The 15850-nt window shown below is 46.8% G+C and carries 16 protein-coding genes; 7 read left to right on the forward strand and 9 right to left on the reverse strand.

What is annotated here, in order from left to right:
• Positions 1-97 precede the first annotated feature (97 nt).
• Positions 98-1279, reverse strand: a complete 1182-nt coding sequence (locus MKY97_RS28035; RefSeq protein ID WP_342553408.1) for an MFS transporter — start codon at positions 1277-1279, stop codon at positions 98-100.
• 113 nt (positions 1280-1392) lie between these two features.
• On the opposite strand from MKY97_RS28035, the gene MKY97_RS28040 reads away from it, so the two are divergent.
• Positions 1393-1779, forward strand: a complete 387-nt coding sequence (locus tag MKY97_RS28040; RefSeq protein WP_342553409.1) for a helix-turn-helix domain-containing protein — start codon at positions 1393-1395, stop codon at positions 1777-1779.
• A 193-nt stretch (positions 1780-1972) separates the two neighbouring features.
• Positions 1973-2527, forward strand: a complete 555-nt coding sequence (locus MKY97_RS28045) for an NAD(P)H-dependent oxidoreductase (protein ID WP_342553410.1) — start codon at positions 1973-1975, stop codon at positions 2525-2527.
• A gap of 167 nt (positions 2528-2694) precedes the next feature.
• On the opposite strand, the gene MKY97_RS28050 is transcribed toward MKY97_RS28045, so the two are convergent.
• Both MKY97_RS28050 and MKY97_RS28055 read right to left on the reverse strand, forming a co-directional pair.
• On the reverse strand, positions 2695-3441 hold the full coding sequence (locus MKY97_RS28050) for a Bax inhibitor-1/YccA family protein (RefSeq protein WP_342556479.1): 747 nt from the start codon (positions 3439-3441) through the stop codon (positions 2695-2697).
• Positions 3442-3761: 320 nt separating this feature from the next.
• On the reverse strand, positions 3762-4118 hold the full coding sequence (locus MKY97_RS28055) for a nucleotide excision repair endonuclease (RefSeq protein WP_342556480.1): 357 nt from the start codon (positions 4116-4118) through the stop codon (positions 3762-3764).
• A gap of 688 nt (positions 4119-4806) precedes the next feature.
• Between MKY97_RS28055 and MKY97_RS28060 the strand changes: the two genes are divergently transcribed.
• The 3 genes from MKY97_RS28060 to MKY97_RS28070 all read left to right on the forward strand — a co-directional run bounded on the left by MKY97_RS28060 (position 4807) and on the right by MKY97_RS28070 (position 7864).
• Entirely contained in the window at positions 4807-6258 is a 1452-nt protein-coding gene (locus MKY97_RS28060; protein WP_342553411.1) for a PLP-dependent aminotransferase family protein, read from the forward strand.
• A 230-nt stretch (positions 6259-6488) separates the two neighbouring features.
• Positions 6489-7409 carry a D-alanine--D-alanine ligase gene (locus MKY97_RS28065; RefSeq protein WP_342553412.1) on the forward strand — a complete coding sequence of 307 codons (921 nt, stop codon included), beginning with the start codon at positions 6489-6491 and terminating at the stop codon, positions 7407-7409.
• Positions 7406-7864: a GNAT family N-acetyltransferase gene (locus tag MKY97_RS28070; RefSeq protein ID WP_342553413.1), complete on the forward strand. Its 459-nt coding sequence runs from the start codon at positions 7406-7408 to the stop codon at positions 7862-7864. The genes MKY97_RS28065 and MKY97_RS28070 overlap by 4 nt, the downstream gene beginning before the upstream one ends.
• A 362-nt stretch (positions 7865-8226) precedes the next feature.
• On the opposite strand, the gene MKY97_RS28075 is transcribed toward MKY97_RS28070, so the two are convergent.
• From MKY97_RS28075 to MKY97_RS28090, 4 genes are all read right to left on the reverse strand, one after another.
• Positions 8227-9678, reverse strand: a complete 1452-nt coding sequence (locus tag MKY97_RS28075; protein ID WP_342553414.1) for a GNAT family N-acetyltransferase — start codon at positions 9676-9678, stop codon at positions 8227-8229.
• 257 nt (positions 9679-9935) lie between these two features.
• On the reverse strand, positions 9936-11456 hold the full coding sequence (locus MKY97_RS28080; protein WP_342553415.1) for a copper amine oxidase N-terminal domain-containing protein: 1521 nt from the start codon (positions 11454-11456) through the stop codon (positions 9936-9938).
• Positions 11457-11667: 211 nt separating this feature from the next.
• Positions 11668-11802, reverse strand: coding sequence for a hypothetical protein (locus tag MKY97_RS28085; protein ID WP_342553416.1), 135 nt, complete (start codon positions 11800-11802; stop codon positions 11668-11670).
• A 146-nt stretch (positions 11803-11948) separates the two neighbouring features.
• Complete coding sequence (locus MKY97_RS28090) at positions 11949-12416, reverse strand: DUF1877 family protein (RefSeq protein ID WP_342553417.1); 468 nt, start codon at positions 12414-12416, stop codon at positions 11949-11951.
• 151 nt (positions 12417-12567) lie between these two features.
• Between MKY97_RS28090 and MKY97_RS28095 the strand changes: the two genes are divergently transcribed.
• Together MKY97_RS28095 and MKY97_RS28100 are read left to right on the forward strand one after the other, a co-directional pair.
• Entirely contained in the window at positions 12568-13044 is a 477-nt protein-coding gene (locus tag MKY97_RS28095; RefSeq protein WP_342553418.1) for a DUF4385 domain-containing protein, read from the forward strand.
• Positions 13045-13202: 158 nt separating this feature from the next.
• Positions 13203-13676: a hypothetical protein gene (locus tag MKY97_RS28100; protein ID WP_342553419.1), complete on the forward strand. Its 474-nt coding sequence runs from the start codon at positions 13203-13205 to the stop codon at positions 13674-13676.
• Positions 13677-13769: 93 nt separating this feature from the next.
• On the opposite strand, the gene MKY97_RS28105 is transcribed toward MKY97_RS28100, so the two are convergent.
• Positions 13770-14822 (reverse strand): LLM class flavin-dependent oxidoreductase, encoded by a 1053-nt coding sequence (locus MKY97_RS28105; RefSeq protein WP_342553420.1) that lies wholly within the window; start codon positions 14820-14822, stop codon positions 13770-13772.
• A gap of 148 nt (positions 14823-14970) precedes the next feature.
• Positions 14971-15792 carry a methyltransferase domain-containing protein gene (locus MKY97_RS28110; RefSeq protein WP_342553421.1) on the reverse strand — a complete coding sequence of 274 codons (822 nt, stop codon included), beginning with the start codon at positions 15790-15792 and terminating at the stop codon, positions 14971-14973.
• Between the last annotated feature and the right edge of the window lie 58 nt (positions 15793-15850).

Here is a 15850-nt window from a genome sequence, read left to right on the forward strand (position 1 = left end):
GTACCGGGCCTCCCCCAAGAAACGCTGCAATAACGTATTGGACGCGCGGGCGGTGTAGTCTTATTCACTACTCGTCCTTCTGTTTCAAAGGGAACCGTTAAGCTCCCAAAGAACGCGACCCTTTAGTTCTCCCAAAGAACCGAGAACACATAAAGAAAAGGACAGCGACAAAAATGAGAACGAAAACTAAAAATTCAATCTTGTATCCAAAGCGATAAAAAAACGTGCCTGCTATTGGCCCAATTGTCATCCAGACATATCGGAAAAAGTTATAGACTCCCGTTGCACTTGCTCGATGATTCGGCATTTCATCAGCCAATATCGTGATCTGGACGGGGAGCGATAATCCAAGAGTCAAACCAAATATGGCCAAACTTATTGCCAGTGTGGAAATCGACAGTGACGCTGTCATTACGAACAACAGTATGGACATCATATTAAGTACCGCTAACAACAACAGCAACCTTTTGGCTTCGACATACTCCTGCAGACGTCCGCCAATCATGCTTCCGATGACGATGCAGACCGATATAGGCAAAAACAGCCACCCGATGCTGCTTGGCGTCAAGTCATATCCGTCGATCAAAATATTCGGAAGCAGCACAAGTAACGTATAGAAGACTGCGTACTGTACAGAACCTAGCACAACAATCGCCAGTCCGATGCGGTGAGTTAGTACCGCGGTCATCTGCTGAAGCCGAAATTGTCCCCCATTAACATGGGGCGTCCACGTCTCTGGCAAACCCAAAAATAAAATGAGCCAAAACAATAAACTCACTGCAAACAGAAGCCAAAATAAATGATCCACGCCGTAATGTTGTCCTACAATGCCACCTACGACTGGCCCCAGACCGGGTCCAAGTGCAACCAACATTTGATAGATCCCCATAGATCGTCCCCGTTTTTGCCCTTCAAACAAATCTCCGATGATGGTAATAGCTGCTACCGAACCAACGGCAACTCCCATAGCCTGCAGCGCCCGAAATATAATTAATTGCGTGACCGTATCAGACAGCGCTGCGCCAATCGTGGCACATACATAGAACATAAATCCGATCAACAACATTTTACGCCTTCCATATCGATCCAGTAACGGACCGTAAACGAGCTGCATACAAGCAAAAAATATCGGATAGATAGCAATTGATAAGTTAACCGCGTCTTGAGAGGTTTGAAGCTTCTTCGCTAATTCTGGCAGCAACGGCGAGTAGAGGGTTTGTGTGAATGGACCAAAAAACGCTGCCAGAGAAACCAAATAAACCAATAACGATCTGCGCATCTTTCCACCTCCATAATCCCTATTTACAACGCTAATCATACAAAATATACTTACAAAAGATAAGTACACACTTTTTCGTGCAAAACTTACCGGAAGGGAAGTGTCGTTAGAGAATGTCTGCTGTTCAATATGAATTCAATGGCAAGCAGTACCAGTGTCCAATCGAGCTTTCAGTCTCTCTCTTCTCTGGAAAATGGAAAACAACAATTATATGCAAATTAATGGGTGGCACAAAGCGATACGGGGAATTGAAGAAGCTCATTGACGGGATTAACCACAAGATGCTTGCTGAACAACTTCGTGAGCTTGAACAGGCAGGAATTATTAACCGCAAGGTCTATCCTGTCGTGCCGCCCAAAGTAGAATATGCTTTAACGGAGCTGGGTGAACAATTAACGCCAGCCATCCGTCTATTACAGCAGTGGGGCAGTCAGTTCGCAACAGAGCTCCCTCAGGAGTCCCCCGCTCCAATCTCCGTTCCCTTACCGGTGGATAGCTAGACCATCCCTAGTCTCCCCCGCAAGCGTACATCCAAAAAGGCAGCCTTGTGCATGATGAACATGCGGGGCTGCCTTTTTCAGCTTACTTTCTACTTTGTAAGTATTGAACTAAAAAGTGCGTACTTACTTTTATAAAGTCAATTGACTATGATGTAAGGGCGAACAACACCTTCCGCAGAATGGAGAGATAACTATGAAAACGTTGATTATTGTCGCTCATCCCGATCTGGCCTCATCACGGATTAATCAGGCTTGGGTACAAGAATTACAGCATCATGATCATATTACCGTGCACGACTTATACCGTCAGTATCCCACAGGAACGATCCATGAAAGACATGAACAGCTGCTGCTGGAGCAGCATGAACGCATCATCTTCCAATTCCCAATGTATTGGTACAGCAGCCCGCCACTTCTGAAGCAGTGGTTTGATACCGTGCTTCAACCTGGATTTGCCTATGGTCCTGACGGAGGCAAGATGCACGGAAAACAGATAGGCGCAGCCGTATCGACTTTTGGTACAGCTGAATCATATCAGTCAGCCGGAACCAACCGCTTCACAATTGAAGAGCTGTTACGGCCTCTGGAGGCACTGGCACGTTATGTTGGCGCAGACTACCTGCCTCCATATTCACTTCATGATGTATCCCATGTAACCGATGAGCAGTTGGAGCATAGCCGATCACAGTATCTCCTATATATAAACGCTCCTGCGGAGCAAACCGAAGTTCAACAATTCGGCTCTTGATGTCCTTTTTAGTCCGGCTTCCTCCACAGTAATAACCACCCAGCAAGCCGAACAACTCAAAGAGGGCTGCGCAGGTCTATTGTATCGACCTGACGCAGCCCTTTAAGTACCAACACAATCAAAACAGATACAATCTTATAGCTCGGCTCACTGCTGTGTTTGTGCTTCTAGTCGCGGCTCCGCAGTTTGCTGAGCAGGCGAAGAATCTCAAGGTACAGCCATACCAGTGTTACCATCAGCCCAAATGCACCGTACCATTCCATGTATTTGGGCGCACCTTGTTCTGCACCGCCTTCGATGAAGTCAAAATCCAGTACCAGATTCAGAGCAGCAATGATAACAATGACAACAGAAATACCGATACCGATCAAACTATTCTCATGCAGATACGGAATCGTAATACCGAACAGTCCAAGCACAAAGCTAAGCAGATACATAATCATAATACCGCCGGTTGCTGCCACCACACCCAGCTTGAAGTTCTCTGTTGCTTTGATTAATTTCGTTTTATAAGCCGTTAACAGAGCCACAAACACAGCCATTGTCAGCAGTGCAGCCTGCAGCGTAATCCCGTTATACAGTGACTCATAATTTGCCGAGAGTGCACCTAGAAACAAACCTTCTGCAACAGCATAGACCGGTACGAGGTAAGGAGATACTACCGGCTTAAACGAAATGATCAGTGCTAAAATGAATCCTACAATTAATCCACCATAGGCAAGCGGCATAACTTCTTGTCCTCTAAAGAACATCATCCATGCTGCAAATGCACTGCCCAGCAGAATAACCAGCGTGATGAATGCTTTGTTCACCGTACCATTAATGGTCATGTAATTCTGGTATCGCTCTTCTCCATACCCTTTGTTTTCAAACGTGCTGTCTTTAAGTGTAGGGTTACCGCTACGACCGATCAACACAATCACCTCTTCTTATGTATTTGGTAAATCTGTGAAACCTCATATGGATTACTGCTCTTGCTGTACAATTTTGGAAACGAAACTGGATGTGATCCACAGATCACACCCCGCCCGCCAGTATATGCTGTTAGGACATATGTCCTAACCATTCTTAATTCTTTTCATATCACTGCAATGTATGAAGCATGCCATGTACTCCATCTAAAAATATGCGCATAACAGCGCATAAACAAGTATCTACCGTATACACTTACGCACCTGCTTCATCCATTCCCTACTTACTAGTATCTCGCTATTTTACTGCTTACCTGCCTTAATTACTTATACAGCACCTTGTCTACATTATACTTCGCCCGCATCGTATTGATAATATACGTTTCGTAAATTTCACGCTCCATCGGATCTTCGACCAGACATACTTCAATCGTCGTGACTTCTTCACGATGGTTCTTCATAGGGGATACGGTGTCTTCAAAATGCTTCTTGATTCGCGGTCTTAGTTTTCGTGCTTTCCCGACAAATAACAACTCGCCTGCGGCATTATAAAACATAAAAATCCCGCCCAGCTCACGCGTAATCAGATGAAAATCTGTAAATCCGTAGATGTGGCTTAACTGTGGATTCTCCTGCTTGGTAATGGTCACATCCGGTGTTGGAACAGTAATCTGAATCATCATTTTCACTTCCTCATGATCTATAGATTTATATCCTAACACAGATTATAATCCGACACCATTTCAATCTAAATGAAGTATAATTCACGGAATATTCGCTATTGCGACAAATATTTCAAAAAAAAGGTTAACTTCCCTGATTCAAAGTGGTACTATAAGGGTATGAGGAAGAAATTGGGCACTAAGACACATGTCTTTTTATCCACGTTCGTCTAAAAGGGCCTTAAGGTTTTAATCTTTTTCATACTGAATTCGGTGACGTGCACACGAGAAGAGTACAGTTAGTTCAATTTAGCTTTATAGATTTACCAGCTAAACGACCATACCTTATTGCAGCAAGCATTTAGTGGCAAAAAGTAGCCATTAACAGATTTAATTTATCACAGCATCAAGTTTACCATCCAGCAATTAGAAATGATCTAAATATCATAAAAGATAGCAAGAAGCTCCACTTAGAAGGATACAGACAGAGAATTTGTAGAGACTAGTCAGAGCATACAGCTGTAGTTAGACAGAATCGCATTATACTTTAGAAATGAAGAGATTTCACCTTCAGCCCGGCATATGAGCCAGGGCTTTTTCCCGTTTGCACACACAACACAGTCCACCCTGGCGGCGAAACAGAGGTATCGTGGTTCTTTCTGCCGGGTTTATAATATGGCAAGATACCAGTAGAGGGAGTGATGGGATGTATTCCGATCTGCAATTGACGGAGGACCGCCCTGTATATATGCAAGTCAAAGATTATTTAAAGCGATTAATGTTGAAAGGCGGCCTGCAGCCTAATCAGAAGCTGCCTTCAACCCGTGAGCTTGGCACGCTGATGAAAGTAAGCCGAAGCACGATTCTGCTCGCTTATGCGGAGCTCGAAGACGAAGGGCTGATCTATGCGCTCAAAGGTAAGGGTAATTACGTCAGCACACTCATCCAAACCCCGAAAGCCGAAGCACACTGGCAGTTAGACTGGAGAGCAGAAGTCAGCGAGTATGCGGTTCAGGCAGAGCAGTACGATCTCATGAAACACGGCTCGGGAGCAGAGCGCGGGGAGATTTCATTTACCAGCATTGCGCCGGATGAGAAGCTGTTTGATCTGCAGAATGTGAAGCGGGCGTTCCTGGATCGGATGTCGCTTGAAGGAGAGGTTCTGCTCAATTACGGCTACGCACAAGGATACAAACCGCTTATGAACTATTTACTGCGCTACATGGAGAATAAAGGAGTAGACCTTGCAGGTAAGGATATCCTTATTACAAACGGATTTACAGAGGGCTTCGACCTGGTGCTCGGCGCACTGCGCAAAAAAAGCGGCAGAGCCCTCTGTGAGAATCCTACGCATCATACAGCGATCAAAAACCTTAAACTGCATCAGTTCCAGCTCACCGGTATTTCCATGGAATCCGACGGCCTCGACTTGAAGCAGCTGGAGCATGAACTGGCAGGCAGTGCGTATGATCTGGCCTATCTTGTGCCCTCTTACCACAATCCTACCGGAATCGTGACTTCTCCTGCTAAACGGACTGAAATTATTCGTTTAATGAATGAGTATCAGGTTCCAATCATCGAGGACGGCTTCAACGAAGAGCTTCGTTACTCCGGTTCCCATGTCTCACCCTTGATCGCCAGCATGGGCAGCGGCAACAGCCTGATCTATCTGGGGAGTTTCTCCAAGGTACTATTCCCTGGCCTGCGAGTAGGATGGATCATTGCGGATGCAGTGTTGATTGATTACCTGGAGAGCATGAAGCGGGCCCGCAGCATTCATACGTCTACACTGGATCAGTCACTGCTCTATCAATATTTGAGCAACGGTAATTTTGAAAAATATCTGAAACGGGCCCGTACAGAGTACAAACGAAAATACGAGCTCGTTGTCCACTGCCTGAAGCAGCATCTGCCGAGGTGTCAAATATCCGGTGCAGGCGGCCTGCATCTGTTCGTACAGTTTCCGCCAGAGGTACGAACGAGAGAGCTGCTTACCGCCTGCAAGGTAAAAGGAGTCACCTTTACCCCTGGGGATACCTTTTATCTGGAACCAGGTCAGGGCCTTCACACGATGCGTCTCGGTTTCTCCAGAGTCAGTGACGAGAATATCCGCAAAGGAATTCACATTATCGGGGAGACTGCTGCCACTATGATGTAAGGTAATTTAATAAAAGTACGATATAAGATGAACTATTTTTTACACATCAACGGAGAGGACAGAAAAAACCTGAAAAAGCGAAGCGGTCGCCTTTAATACCAAATTTCCCCATTTGGGAAGGGGAACCCAAAAAATCTGGGGATAACAGCGATTGGAAGGTTATTCTCTCGTCGGAGTGGATAGTGTAAAACCTTTGGTTCTACTTATACAGAAACAGGGAGGATTTTCACATGAAAATCGGAGTTATTATGGGCGGTACATCTTCAGAGCGGGATATTTCCCTGCTCACCGGACAGGAGATGATTGCGAATCTGGACAGAAGTAAATATGAGGTTGTACCAATTGAGCTGAATTCCAAAAGGGATCTGATCGAGAAATCTGCTGGAATCGATGCTGCCCTGCTCGCTCTCCATGGTAAATATGGAGAAGATGGTACCGTGCAGGGTACACTTGAATCCCTCGGTATTCCCTACACCGGATGCGGCGTACTCGCAAGCAGCGTGTGCATGGATAAAGACATGTCCAAACAGCTTATGCGGCAGGCGGGAGTACTCACTGGTGATTGGCTTCAAGTCAGCCGTATGCAGGATTTGTCATCGGCAGCGGTCCAACACTTGACGTACCCTGTTGTAGTGAAGCCAAATTCCGGTGGTTCCAGCATTGGAACTCAGATTGTACATGAACCGTCTAACCTGTCTGCAGCGGTGGAGGCCGCTCTAGCCTGGGATGACAGTGTAATGATCGAGCAGTACATTGAGGGTGAAGAAATTACATGTGCCATAGTGGATGGCAAAATGCTGCCAGTGATCTCCATTCGTGCGAATGCTGCCTTTTTTGACTATACCGCCAAATATAATGATGACGGTGCAGATGAACAGGTGGTGCAGCTGCCTTCTGAGCTGCACCAGCGTGTTGAAGCAGCTGCGCTAACTTGTTACCGCGTGCTCAAATGCAGCGTATATGCCCGGGTAGATATGCTGATACGTGAAGGCGTACCATACGTGCTTGAGGTCAACACGCTGCCGGGGCTGACCCGGAACAGCCTGCTGCCCAAAAGTGCAGCTGCAGCCGGTATTTCTTTTGCCGAACTGCTCGATACGATCATCGATCTGTCCCTGAAGGAACGCGCAGGGGAGGTGTCCCGCGTATGAGTCTGGATGTGAATATCCGGCACAGCACGGATCAGGATCTGCAGGATATGGTGATCCTCATGGACCAACTTGGATATCCTACAACCTTTGCAGAAATGCAGGAGAGATATACGCACATTGCTGCGGATGCCAACTTTACCACATTGGTGGCCGAGATACGCCGGCGCGTGGTGGGACTGATTGGGATGCAGACGTCTTATATGTACGAAAAGAACGGAAGACACTGCCGCATTATGGCATTGGTTGTTCACGAGCATCACCGCGGCTCCGGTATTGGTCGTCAGCTGCTTCTGGCTGCTGAGCAGTGGGCAGCTGCACATCAGGTGGACTCCATATCGCTGAACAGCGGCAACCGTGCCAATCGTGAAGCAGCGCATGAATTTTATCGGGAAATGGGCTATACCCCCGGCAGTACCGGTTTTAGCAAAAAAATAATGCTGCTGCAGCACAACTGAATGTCGGGATATTAAGCCGGAAAAACGGAGTAAAGCAGAAATTAAAGAAATGAATTCAGGGCTCTTTCGAATGAAAAAAACAACAAAACATGCCCTCCCAAGCTCTTGTTCAGCTTGAGAGGGCATGTTTGCGTTATATTGCAAATAACACTGACGAAGAAGGTGTTAACGTTAAAAGCCATGCACTGCTTCTTCATCACAGGCAGCACATGTTTCAGGACATAGAATACAAGTTTCAGATGATTTCGATGACTTTGTTGAACAGATCCGTCTCATAATTTCCAATCAGGCTCTGCTTGCTCTCAATACCCGCTCATGCCCTTCAATCCGCAGGAATTGCGCTCCATTAACCTCTTCTGAAATCAGCCGTTTGGTTTCGACATCTCATAGGCCTCCATGTATTTCTCAATGGGAACCCCGTTGATTTTCATTCCTGCCACCTGACAGCCTTCCAGCTCAACACCGGACAGATCACAATCTACAAAACGACTGCCCCCCAGATCACAATGTTTCCACTGCATCGGTATCTTGCCTGCTCCCAGATGTGTATCCTGAAATTGAACCCCGTCCAGCGCGCAGAATTCGAACTTGGTATTGGTTAAACGTAAATCCGCCAGCAGCATTTCTGTCATGTTCAGGTTCGTTAATTTACTTCCGCTCAGATTACAATCGGTAATGCGGCTGTTCTTCATTGTGCTGGAACTGTACCACATCGAGTCCAAGTTGGCTTGAACATGTTCATGTTCTATCCCTGGGTTATGCTGCCCGCTCCCGGCATCGGTCTTCTTCTCATAACTGTACTCCTCGTCAGAGGCATACGTACGAACATAACCGAGCTTTTCGTAAAAATGATGATTACTCGTCTGCCGACCCGAGGTCTCCAGCCTCCAGTGCAGAATATGTGGGTACGCAGCCTCAATCTGTCTGATCACTTGTGAGCCTGCTCCGCGTCCCTGGCAGACAGGGTCGATATAGATTTTGTCCAGCCTTGCGATTTCCTGCCCAAGCACATTCACGCTTACCCCGCCAATGGCACAGCCATCCGCTTCTACCACATAATAGTCCCACTCACGAATGACATATTCATGCAAACGGACGGAGTTATAGCCCGGAGGGCTTAAATTACTATCGAGGTCATCCTTTCCTTTGGTCCAGACGCGGATCACATGATCAAAAGCACGAGTGCAGATTTCTGTCAGCACAACGGCATCTTCGTGTTCCGCTCTACGCAGGTTTATCGATAATGGTTTGGATGTAATCCGCTCAGTGGTTTTCCCACCGGAATTGGTGCTGTAAAGTTCAAAATAATCATAGACCTCTCCATCAGACAACCGTCTCCGATTCGCATACTGGAAGCCTGTATGCTCAAGTACTCGACGAGAAGCAGGATTATACGTCTTCACAATGCCTACGATCCGAGTTAGCGACGTATGCTCGAATAGATACGCGGTTAATGTCCTCACTGCCTCTGTGGTATAACCTTTATTCCGATAATTACGTGAGATGGCATAAGCCACCTCACGGTCCGACGGATCAAGCATATCGTTTGGAAATACACCGCACCAACCGATCAGCTGCCGGCTCTCCTGATGGATAACCGCAAGCATAATCCGCACATCCTGCGGGTCAAACTGCTCATAACTACTCACGACAAACTGCAAAAAGTCACTTAACTGCTCTTCTGTCATCTTCCAGTCCGGTAACAAGTCGGTAATTTCAGGTTGGCGGGTCAAGGCCGCCAGATCTTCCTGATCCTGAAGCGTAAAGGGGCGCAGCATAACTGCATTGGCATGAAGTCTAAACTGATGATTCATATGAACACCTCTTAGGGATTTATTGTGTGATGACACGACAAAAAGGAGCACCTCCAATAGAGGTGCTCCCGTATCGTTTCATCCTTTCAGAAGAAACGCCGAAGCTCCTCGTAATAGGTCAAAAAGGACAGACGTATCCCGTGTTGGTCTAACGGAATTTTTTACGCCGTGTTCTTTTCTACATCATTACGAGAAATCTGGCATTCTCTGAAAACCCCTTCCCATTAACGCATCATCTTCATGCTATAAATTACATATTACGGACGATCAATAAAGATCCAGCCTGTATCCGGCTCTTTTTCCACTTCGGCTCCAAGCGATTCAGCCATGAAGCGCAGCGGTACGTAGGTTTTGCCGTTTTTTCCGACGAAGGCTGATTCCACCATGGTTACTTCTTTCCCCGCGACTACTGCTTTCGGAGAACCTACAGTCAGCGCAATCTCATCTCCGGTAATATCGTCAATTACAACAATCTCGTTGGAACCTTTGCTCCACTTCACTTCCGCATCCAGCTGCTCGGACAGATACCGAAGCGGCACGAAAGTTGTGTTTTTAACGGTAATTGCCCCATACTCTTCGTCTTCCGGATAGAGGAAAATGCTTTTCGCTGTAATCTTCATCTCATTCTTCAGTAATTGATACATAAACGAATTGGGGTCAAAATTGCGAAGCACCTGACCCGGGGTAACTTCCCCTTCTGTCAGCTCCATTACACCGCGTGAAGTATCCACTTCATCTACTGTGACCGCACCACCTATATTCCAAAGCTCACTGTCTGAACGAAGGGTCACAGCACGCACCGGCAGATTTTCCGAAGCAGGCACAGCTACTTTGAGCGACATGTTTTGTTTGCGAATATTCAGCTTGCTGTCCATGAATAAGTCAAGATTCAGTTTGGTTTCCGGACCAAACACTGTTTTCAGCTCCGGCATCTCCTGAAGCAGGTTGTTCAGTTCCTGGTCATAGTTCTCCAACATGCGGTCCAAGCTTACTTGGATCATTCCATATATGGATTTAACTGCTTCTTCCTTCGATTGCGGAACGATAGAAGTCATTTCATCGTCTTCCATACCTTCCATACCTTCCAAGCCCATATAACTTTCGAATACAGGGTACAGAACATCATACAAGTCTCCAATTAACTGCTTGAGACCCTGCTCATCCTTCGCAATACTGGTCAGGAACGGCTTAACCATAGCGAGCAGCTCTTCACCGTTAATCTCCATGTGCAGCTTGTTAAGAGACAGGGTTTCACCGTTTACGGCTTCCTGAACAGGTGTGACGGATATGTTTTTCGGATTAGACAGATGTTTCATAACAAAAGTTAATACTTTTGGAGAAAGCTGCTTCATCTGTTTCTCCAGCTCTTTCGTATCCAGAGGCAGCAGCATCGTCTCTGCCCCCCCAAGTGTATCCAGAGAGATGTAAACCGGTTTCTGAGCTCCATCTACGTCAATAGTCATCCCCGACTTGTCTACGGTCAGATGGAAAGGCAGTTTTGTTCCCTCCATGCTCAGTGATCCTTTGACCGATGCCGTTTCGGTGTCTTTCATTTTGGCATGATCGATATTCAGTGAAATCGAGTTGATTCGTTTAATCATTGCAAGATCTTCACTCGTTGCAAATTGACTATCCGGCTCTATGTTAATATGTATGGATTGTTTGGATTCACCGGATTTCAGGTTGGTGTTGTTGACCATGGCTTGACCGACATCGACTCCGCCTACAGCCTGGCATCCTGTAAGAACAACCATAAGCAGAACAAGCGGCACTGCCATCCATTGGTAGAACTTTCGATTCTTGATTGGGATCTCCCCCTTAGCAAAATATGGTTCAATTCATATTATGAGGGCACAAGGAATCGTTGTAAACGGATACGTGAAAAAATAGGCCAAATAGGCCGGAACTCATCCGGCCCTCTGGTTCTTCTATCCTTCATATGTCATAACATGCGCGTGGAAACGTGCTGTTTCATGTAACATTTTCAGATTATTCCTGCTCCTGACCTTCCGCTTCCGCAGCCGCTTCATCCTTCGTTTCGTCTGCCGGCGTCACAGGTGTCTCGAATTGATCCGGTTCATCGTCCTGAATGGCTTTGTTCTCTTCATTCTGATTTTGTGTCATACTGCTCTCCCTCTCTTCGGCGGAATATCATCAAGGCGATGCCTTGTGTGTATCAATAACCCGATGACGCATGAATCAAACATACCCAGCGGCAATTGTCCCGGGACTAAACAGCATTTCCGTAGAGACTTTCAAAAGGCAGCTGTTTAGAAAACATAAAAAATAATACTGTTCCCATTCTCGACGGTCACCTGAAACAAAGCCTGAACCAGATCCAGCGTCTGTACAATCTCCTGAAAAACCTCTTCTTCATCCCAGCCTTCCATCACGGGATAGACCCCTTCGGCAAGCATACGCTGCAGGCTGAAACGTGCTCTTATATCATCAGGAGTCAGCTGTTCCAATGCCATATAAGCTTCCAGCACTTGTTTGTGGTCAAGCAGGAACAGATCCATATCCGAATAATTCCCCAGATACTGCTGGCTTGCAAGCGGCACAACATAACCCAGGGGAGGTTCCCCATCCAAAAGGCTGCCATTCAGCGTGAACTGCAGCATCTGCCACGTTTTATCGATATCGAGGTCAACCTGACAATCAAGCACGCTAACCTCACCTGATTGAATGGACTGCACCAACTCCTCGTTTACTACCACATACCTGCCCGACATCCCCATCGTTTCATCCCTCCTGAACATTTCCTTCTATTGTTCCCCATTAACCGCGCATGTTACATCAGAATCGGGGTAAAAAGGAAAAGAACACCTGAAACGCTGCAGCATGTATTTTATGTGGAGGAAACGATTCTTTTCCAAGGAGGAAAACCCGATGAAAAAATTTGATTACAGTCTCAATTACGAGGAGCTGGATCTGCGCAAGCAGCCTGAATTATATACCGTCGGCCGGGGCGAGCAGGGTGTGCTCATGGTAGAGCCGTACAAAAGCGAAATCCTTCCCTACTGGCGGTTCAAAACACCTGAGATTGCGACAGAGTCATCAGAGAAAATCTATGAACTATTTTTGGAATATAAAAAAAAGGGTGATTTTGTTGGTATGGATATGGCCCGCAAGTTCTTACAGATGGGATACACCCGGGCGAGACGTTACACGAATCATAAGGGCGGGCGTAAATATTCCAAAGAGGATGGTTCGATCTTACCCTATCAGAATGATGAGGTGAAAGCTGAGGCCGCAGCCATATTTAAAGCCCAATGGGAAGTGGCAAAGAAGGATGAGGATTATATTCAGATGAAGAAACATCACCGTGAGATATACGAATCGGAAAGTGGCGAGGATGGAAAATGAAAATGGAGAATAAATAGGAAGAAGAAATGTTCCTCGGTTGGATATAACAATCCAGCCTTGAGCCGCACTAGAAACAGGCGTACAATATGAGCCATGCAGGAAAATACGTCACCACGGATATACAGCTTAGATGAATCGTTGAACTTGAAGGTGATCAGATGACAGTGTTTGTCATGAAATGGATCGGAATAACCGGAATTATCCTGAACACGTTATACGCGTCAGTAACAGGAGCAGCATTAGTGATTGGCCTTATCTTTTTTGGGATTGGGTTTGGGAATCAAACGCACAAACGAAGGCCTTCCCACCAACCAATCTGGGACAAAAGCCAGATGATGGTTACAGGTACGATGGCTGTTGTGTTTATGCTTTTCCTGTTAAGTTCATGGAATGCGAACCTGTTAGTCAAGCAGATTTTCCCCGGAATGGTAGGCGGCCTGATCGCACCCTTCATCTTGACAGATCAACTGCCAGCGGCAGCGGCAGTCCACATCTTCTGGACTCTTGTCAGCTTATACTGGCTGCTTCCATATGTGTTTGATTTTAAGGGGATCAGCTGGAAATGGCAGACCATTGCTCTTGGTGCATGCGGCTGCAGCACAGCTTATGGCCTGCTTTTAATGAATTCATAAATAACCGAAAGAGGAGCAGACCACGAGCGTATTTCCATATACGCACAGGCTGCTCCTCTTTCCTGTTTATTTAATGAGCCGAACAATCAAAACTTAGGCTTGCTCTGCTTCCCAGCGTGCAATCTCTTCACGAACCCTTGGCGCAACTTCTTTGCCGAGCAGTTCAATCGCGCGCATAACCTCGTTATGAGGCTGCGTGCCGAGCGGAGTATGAAGCATGAAGCGGGTGATGCCTACTTCTTTGCGCAGATAGATGATTTTCTCAGCGACCGTATCCACATCACCTACATACAGCGCACCTTCCAGGCTGCGTGCTGCATCAAATGTTTCACGCCCGTAATGTCCCCATCCACGTTCACGTCCCAGTTGGTTCATCACGGCTTGTGCAGGACGGAAAAATTTCTCCACGGCTTCATCCGTTGTATCGGCAATAAAGCCGTGGGAGTGGGAGGCCACCGTCAGCTTGGAAGCGTCATGTCCTGCATGTGCGGCAGCTTTTTTGTACAGCTCTACCAAAGGTGCGAATTGTTTTGGACGTCCCCCAATAATGGCAAGCACCAGCGGCAATCCGAGCAGACCTGCACGAACGACCGATTCCTGATTACCGCCACTGCCAATCCAGACCGGAAGCTTCTCCTGCACAGGGCGCGGGTAGATGCCCAGGTTGTTGAATGAAGGACGGTGTTTGCCGGACCAGGTTACTTTTTCCGACTCCGTCAGTTTCAAGAGCAGATCCAGTTTCTCATCAAATAACTCATCATAATCATTCAGATCGTATCCGAATAATGGGAAGGACTCGATAAACGATCCACGTCCAGCCATAATCTCTGCACGTCCATTTGAAATACCGTCCAATGTAGCGAAGTCCTGAAATACACGCACCGGATCATCCGATGACAGCACAGTTACTGCACTGGTCAGGCGAATATTTTTCGTCTGTGAGGCCGCTGCCGCCAAAATGACTGCCGGAGATGAGGCCGCATAATCTGAACGATGATGCTCCCCTACGCCGTATACATCCAGACCTACCTGATCTGCCAAAACAATCTCTTCCACGACATCACGAATACGCTGTGCGTGGCTGATAACTTCTCCTGTATTTACATCCGGGTTTGTCTCCACAAATGTACTGATTCCGATTTCCATGGTATGTTCCTCCCTGTGTATGAAGCGATCCGTCGCCCATCTAACCTATTGTAAGTAGATCACCTTTTGTTATTTATCTTTATATTGAACTATTTTGAACAAAAACACAAGTACCCCCTGTTTCCAGAGGGCACTTTCTTTATAGGATCTATGATGGCAGCAGTTTTCTCCCAATATACATCAGATGCGATGAAATGCCCAGAATGGAAGGATCTTCAGCCGCTTTAACCATGAATTCAAACAGCTTCTGTTCCTCGCCACGTTCCTTCCAATACTGCTCCTGTTCATTTGACAGCACTGCTTTCAGACTGGATGAACCGATCAGATTCACGGTCTCGAATCCATGCTGTTCCATAAACGGCACAACATCCTGCACATGAAAATAGTATGCCCCCGTGAACCGTCCCAGATCCTGATGGTCAAACGTCCCTTTTTCGACAAAAGACCGAATCGCTTCCATACTGTCATTGGGCTTCCAATGCTGCGGTGATTGCAATGAATTGATGCTCATGCGCATCCGGCTTTGTAACGCCACAAATATAAGGCCCCCCGGTTTCGTTACCCGATAGAGTTCACGCATTGCTGCCGCCCGCTCTTCCTCGTGCTGCAGATGATACAGCGGCCCCAGCATAAGCGCTGCATCATATGTCTCATCCGCAATCCCGTTCAGACAAGTCGCATCCAGCACATGAAAACCGTCAAACTGCTGCATCAAGCCCATCTCATTTGCCTTCTGTTCAGCCAGTTCAACAGATGCAGGAGTCAGATCTGACAGCGTAACTTGATACCCCAATCTGGCAAGCTCCACTGCATACTTTCCTGGCCCTGCCCCATTGTCCAGCACAAGACCCGAGGCCGGGAGTGACTGCCGGATATAGTGGATGTTAATCAAGAACTCCAGTGGTTCTCTGTCCAGTCTTCCCCACTCGTCAAATTTAGAATAATAGTCTACCACACGTGATCTTCCCATGATGCTGCACCTGCCTTTTCTCGGATTAAGGCCATATAGAAACCAAAAAACCTGCCGC

The sequence above is a fragment of the Paenibacillus sp. FSL R7-0652 genome (assembly GCF_038595045.1).
Classification (GTDB): Bacteria; Bacillota; Bacilli; order Paenibacillales; family Paenibacillaceae; genus Paenibacillus.

What these genes read in the sequence shown, in the direction of transcription:
- MKY97_RS28035 (WP_342553408.1), bottom strand. Translation starts at nt 1,279, where the DNA reads ATGCGCAGATCGTTATTGGTTTATTTGGTTTCTCTGGCAGCGTTTTTT.
- MKY97_RS28040 (WP_342553409.1), top strand. Translation starts at nt 1,393, where the DNA reads ATGTCTGCTGTTCAATATGAATTCAATGGCAAGCAGTACCAGTGTCCA.
- MKY97_RS28045 (WP_342553410.1), top strand. Translation starts at nt 1,973, where the DNA reads ATGAAAACGTTGATTATTGTCGCTCATCCCGATCTGGCCTCATCACGG.
- MKY97_RS28055 (WP_342556480.1), bottom strand. Translation starts at nt 4,118, where the DNA reads ATGATTCAGATTACTGTTCCAACACCGGATGTGACCATTACCAAGCAG.
- MKY97_RS28060 (WP_342553411.1), top strand. Translation starts at nt 4,807, where the DNA reads ATGTATTCCGATCTGCAATTGACGGAGGACCGCCCTGTATATATGCAA.
- MKY97_RS28065 (WP_342553412.1), top strand. Translation starts at nt 6,489, where the DNA reads ATGAAAATCGGAGTTATTATGGGCGGTACATCTTCAGAGCGGGATATT.
- MKY97_RS28070 (WP_342553413.1), top strand. Translation starts at nt 7,406, where the DNA reads ATGAGTCTGGATGTGAATATCCGGCACAGCACGGATCAGGATCTGCAG.
- MKY97_RS28075 (WP_342553414.1), bottom strand. Translation starts at nt 9,678, where the DNA reads ATGAATCATCAGTTTAGACTTCATGCCAATGCAGTTATGCTGCGCCCC.
- MKY97_RS28080 (WP_342553415.1), bottom strand. Translation starts at nt 11,456, where the DNA reads ATGGCAGTGCCGCTTGTTCTGCTTATGGTTGTTCTTACAGGATGCCAG.
- MKY97_RS28085 (WP_342553416.1), bottom strand. Translation starts at nt 11,802, where the DNA reads ATGACACAAAATCAGAATGAAGAGAACAAAGCCATTCAGGACGATGAA.
- MKY97_RS28090 (WP_342553417.1), bottom strand. Translation starts at nt 12,416, where the DNA reads ATGGGGATGTCGGGCAGGTATGTGGTAGTAAACGAGGAGTTGGTGCAG.
- MKY97_RS28095 (WP_342553418.1), top strand. Translation starts at nt 12,568, where the DNA reads ATGAAAAAATTTGATTACAGTCTCAATTACGAGGAGCTGGATCTGCGC.
- MKY97_RS28100 (WP_342553419.1), top strand. Translation starts at nt 13,203, where the DNA reads ATGACAGTGTTTGTCATGAAATGGATCGGAATAACCGGAATTATCCTG.
- MKY97_RS28105 (WP_342553420.1), bottom strand. Translation starts at nt 14,822, where the DNA reads ATGGAAATCGGAATCAGTACATTTGTGGAGACAAACCCGGATGTAAAT.
- MKY97_RS28110 (WP_342553421.1), bottom strand. Translation starts at nt 15,792, where the DNA reads ATGGGAAGATCACGTGTGGTAGACTATTATTCTAAATTTGACGAGTGG.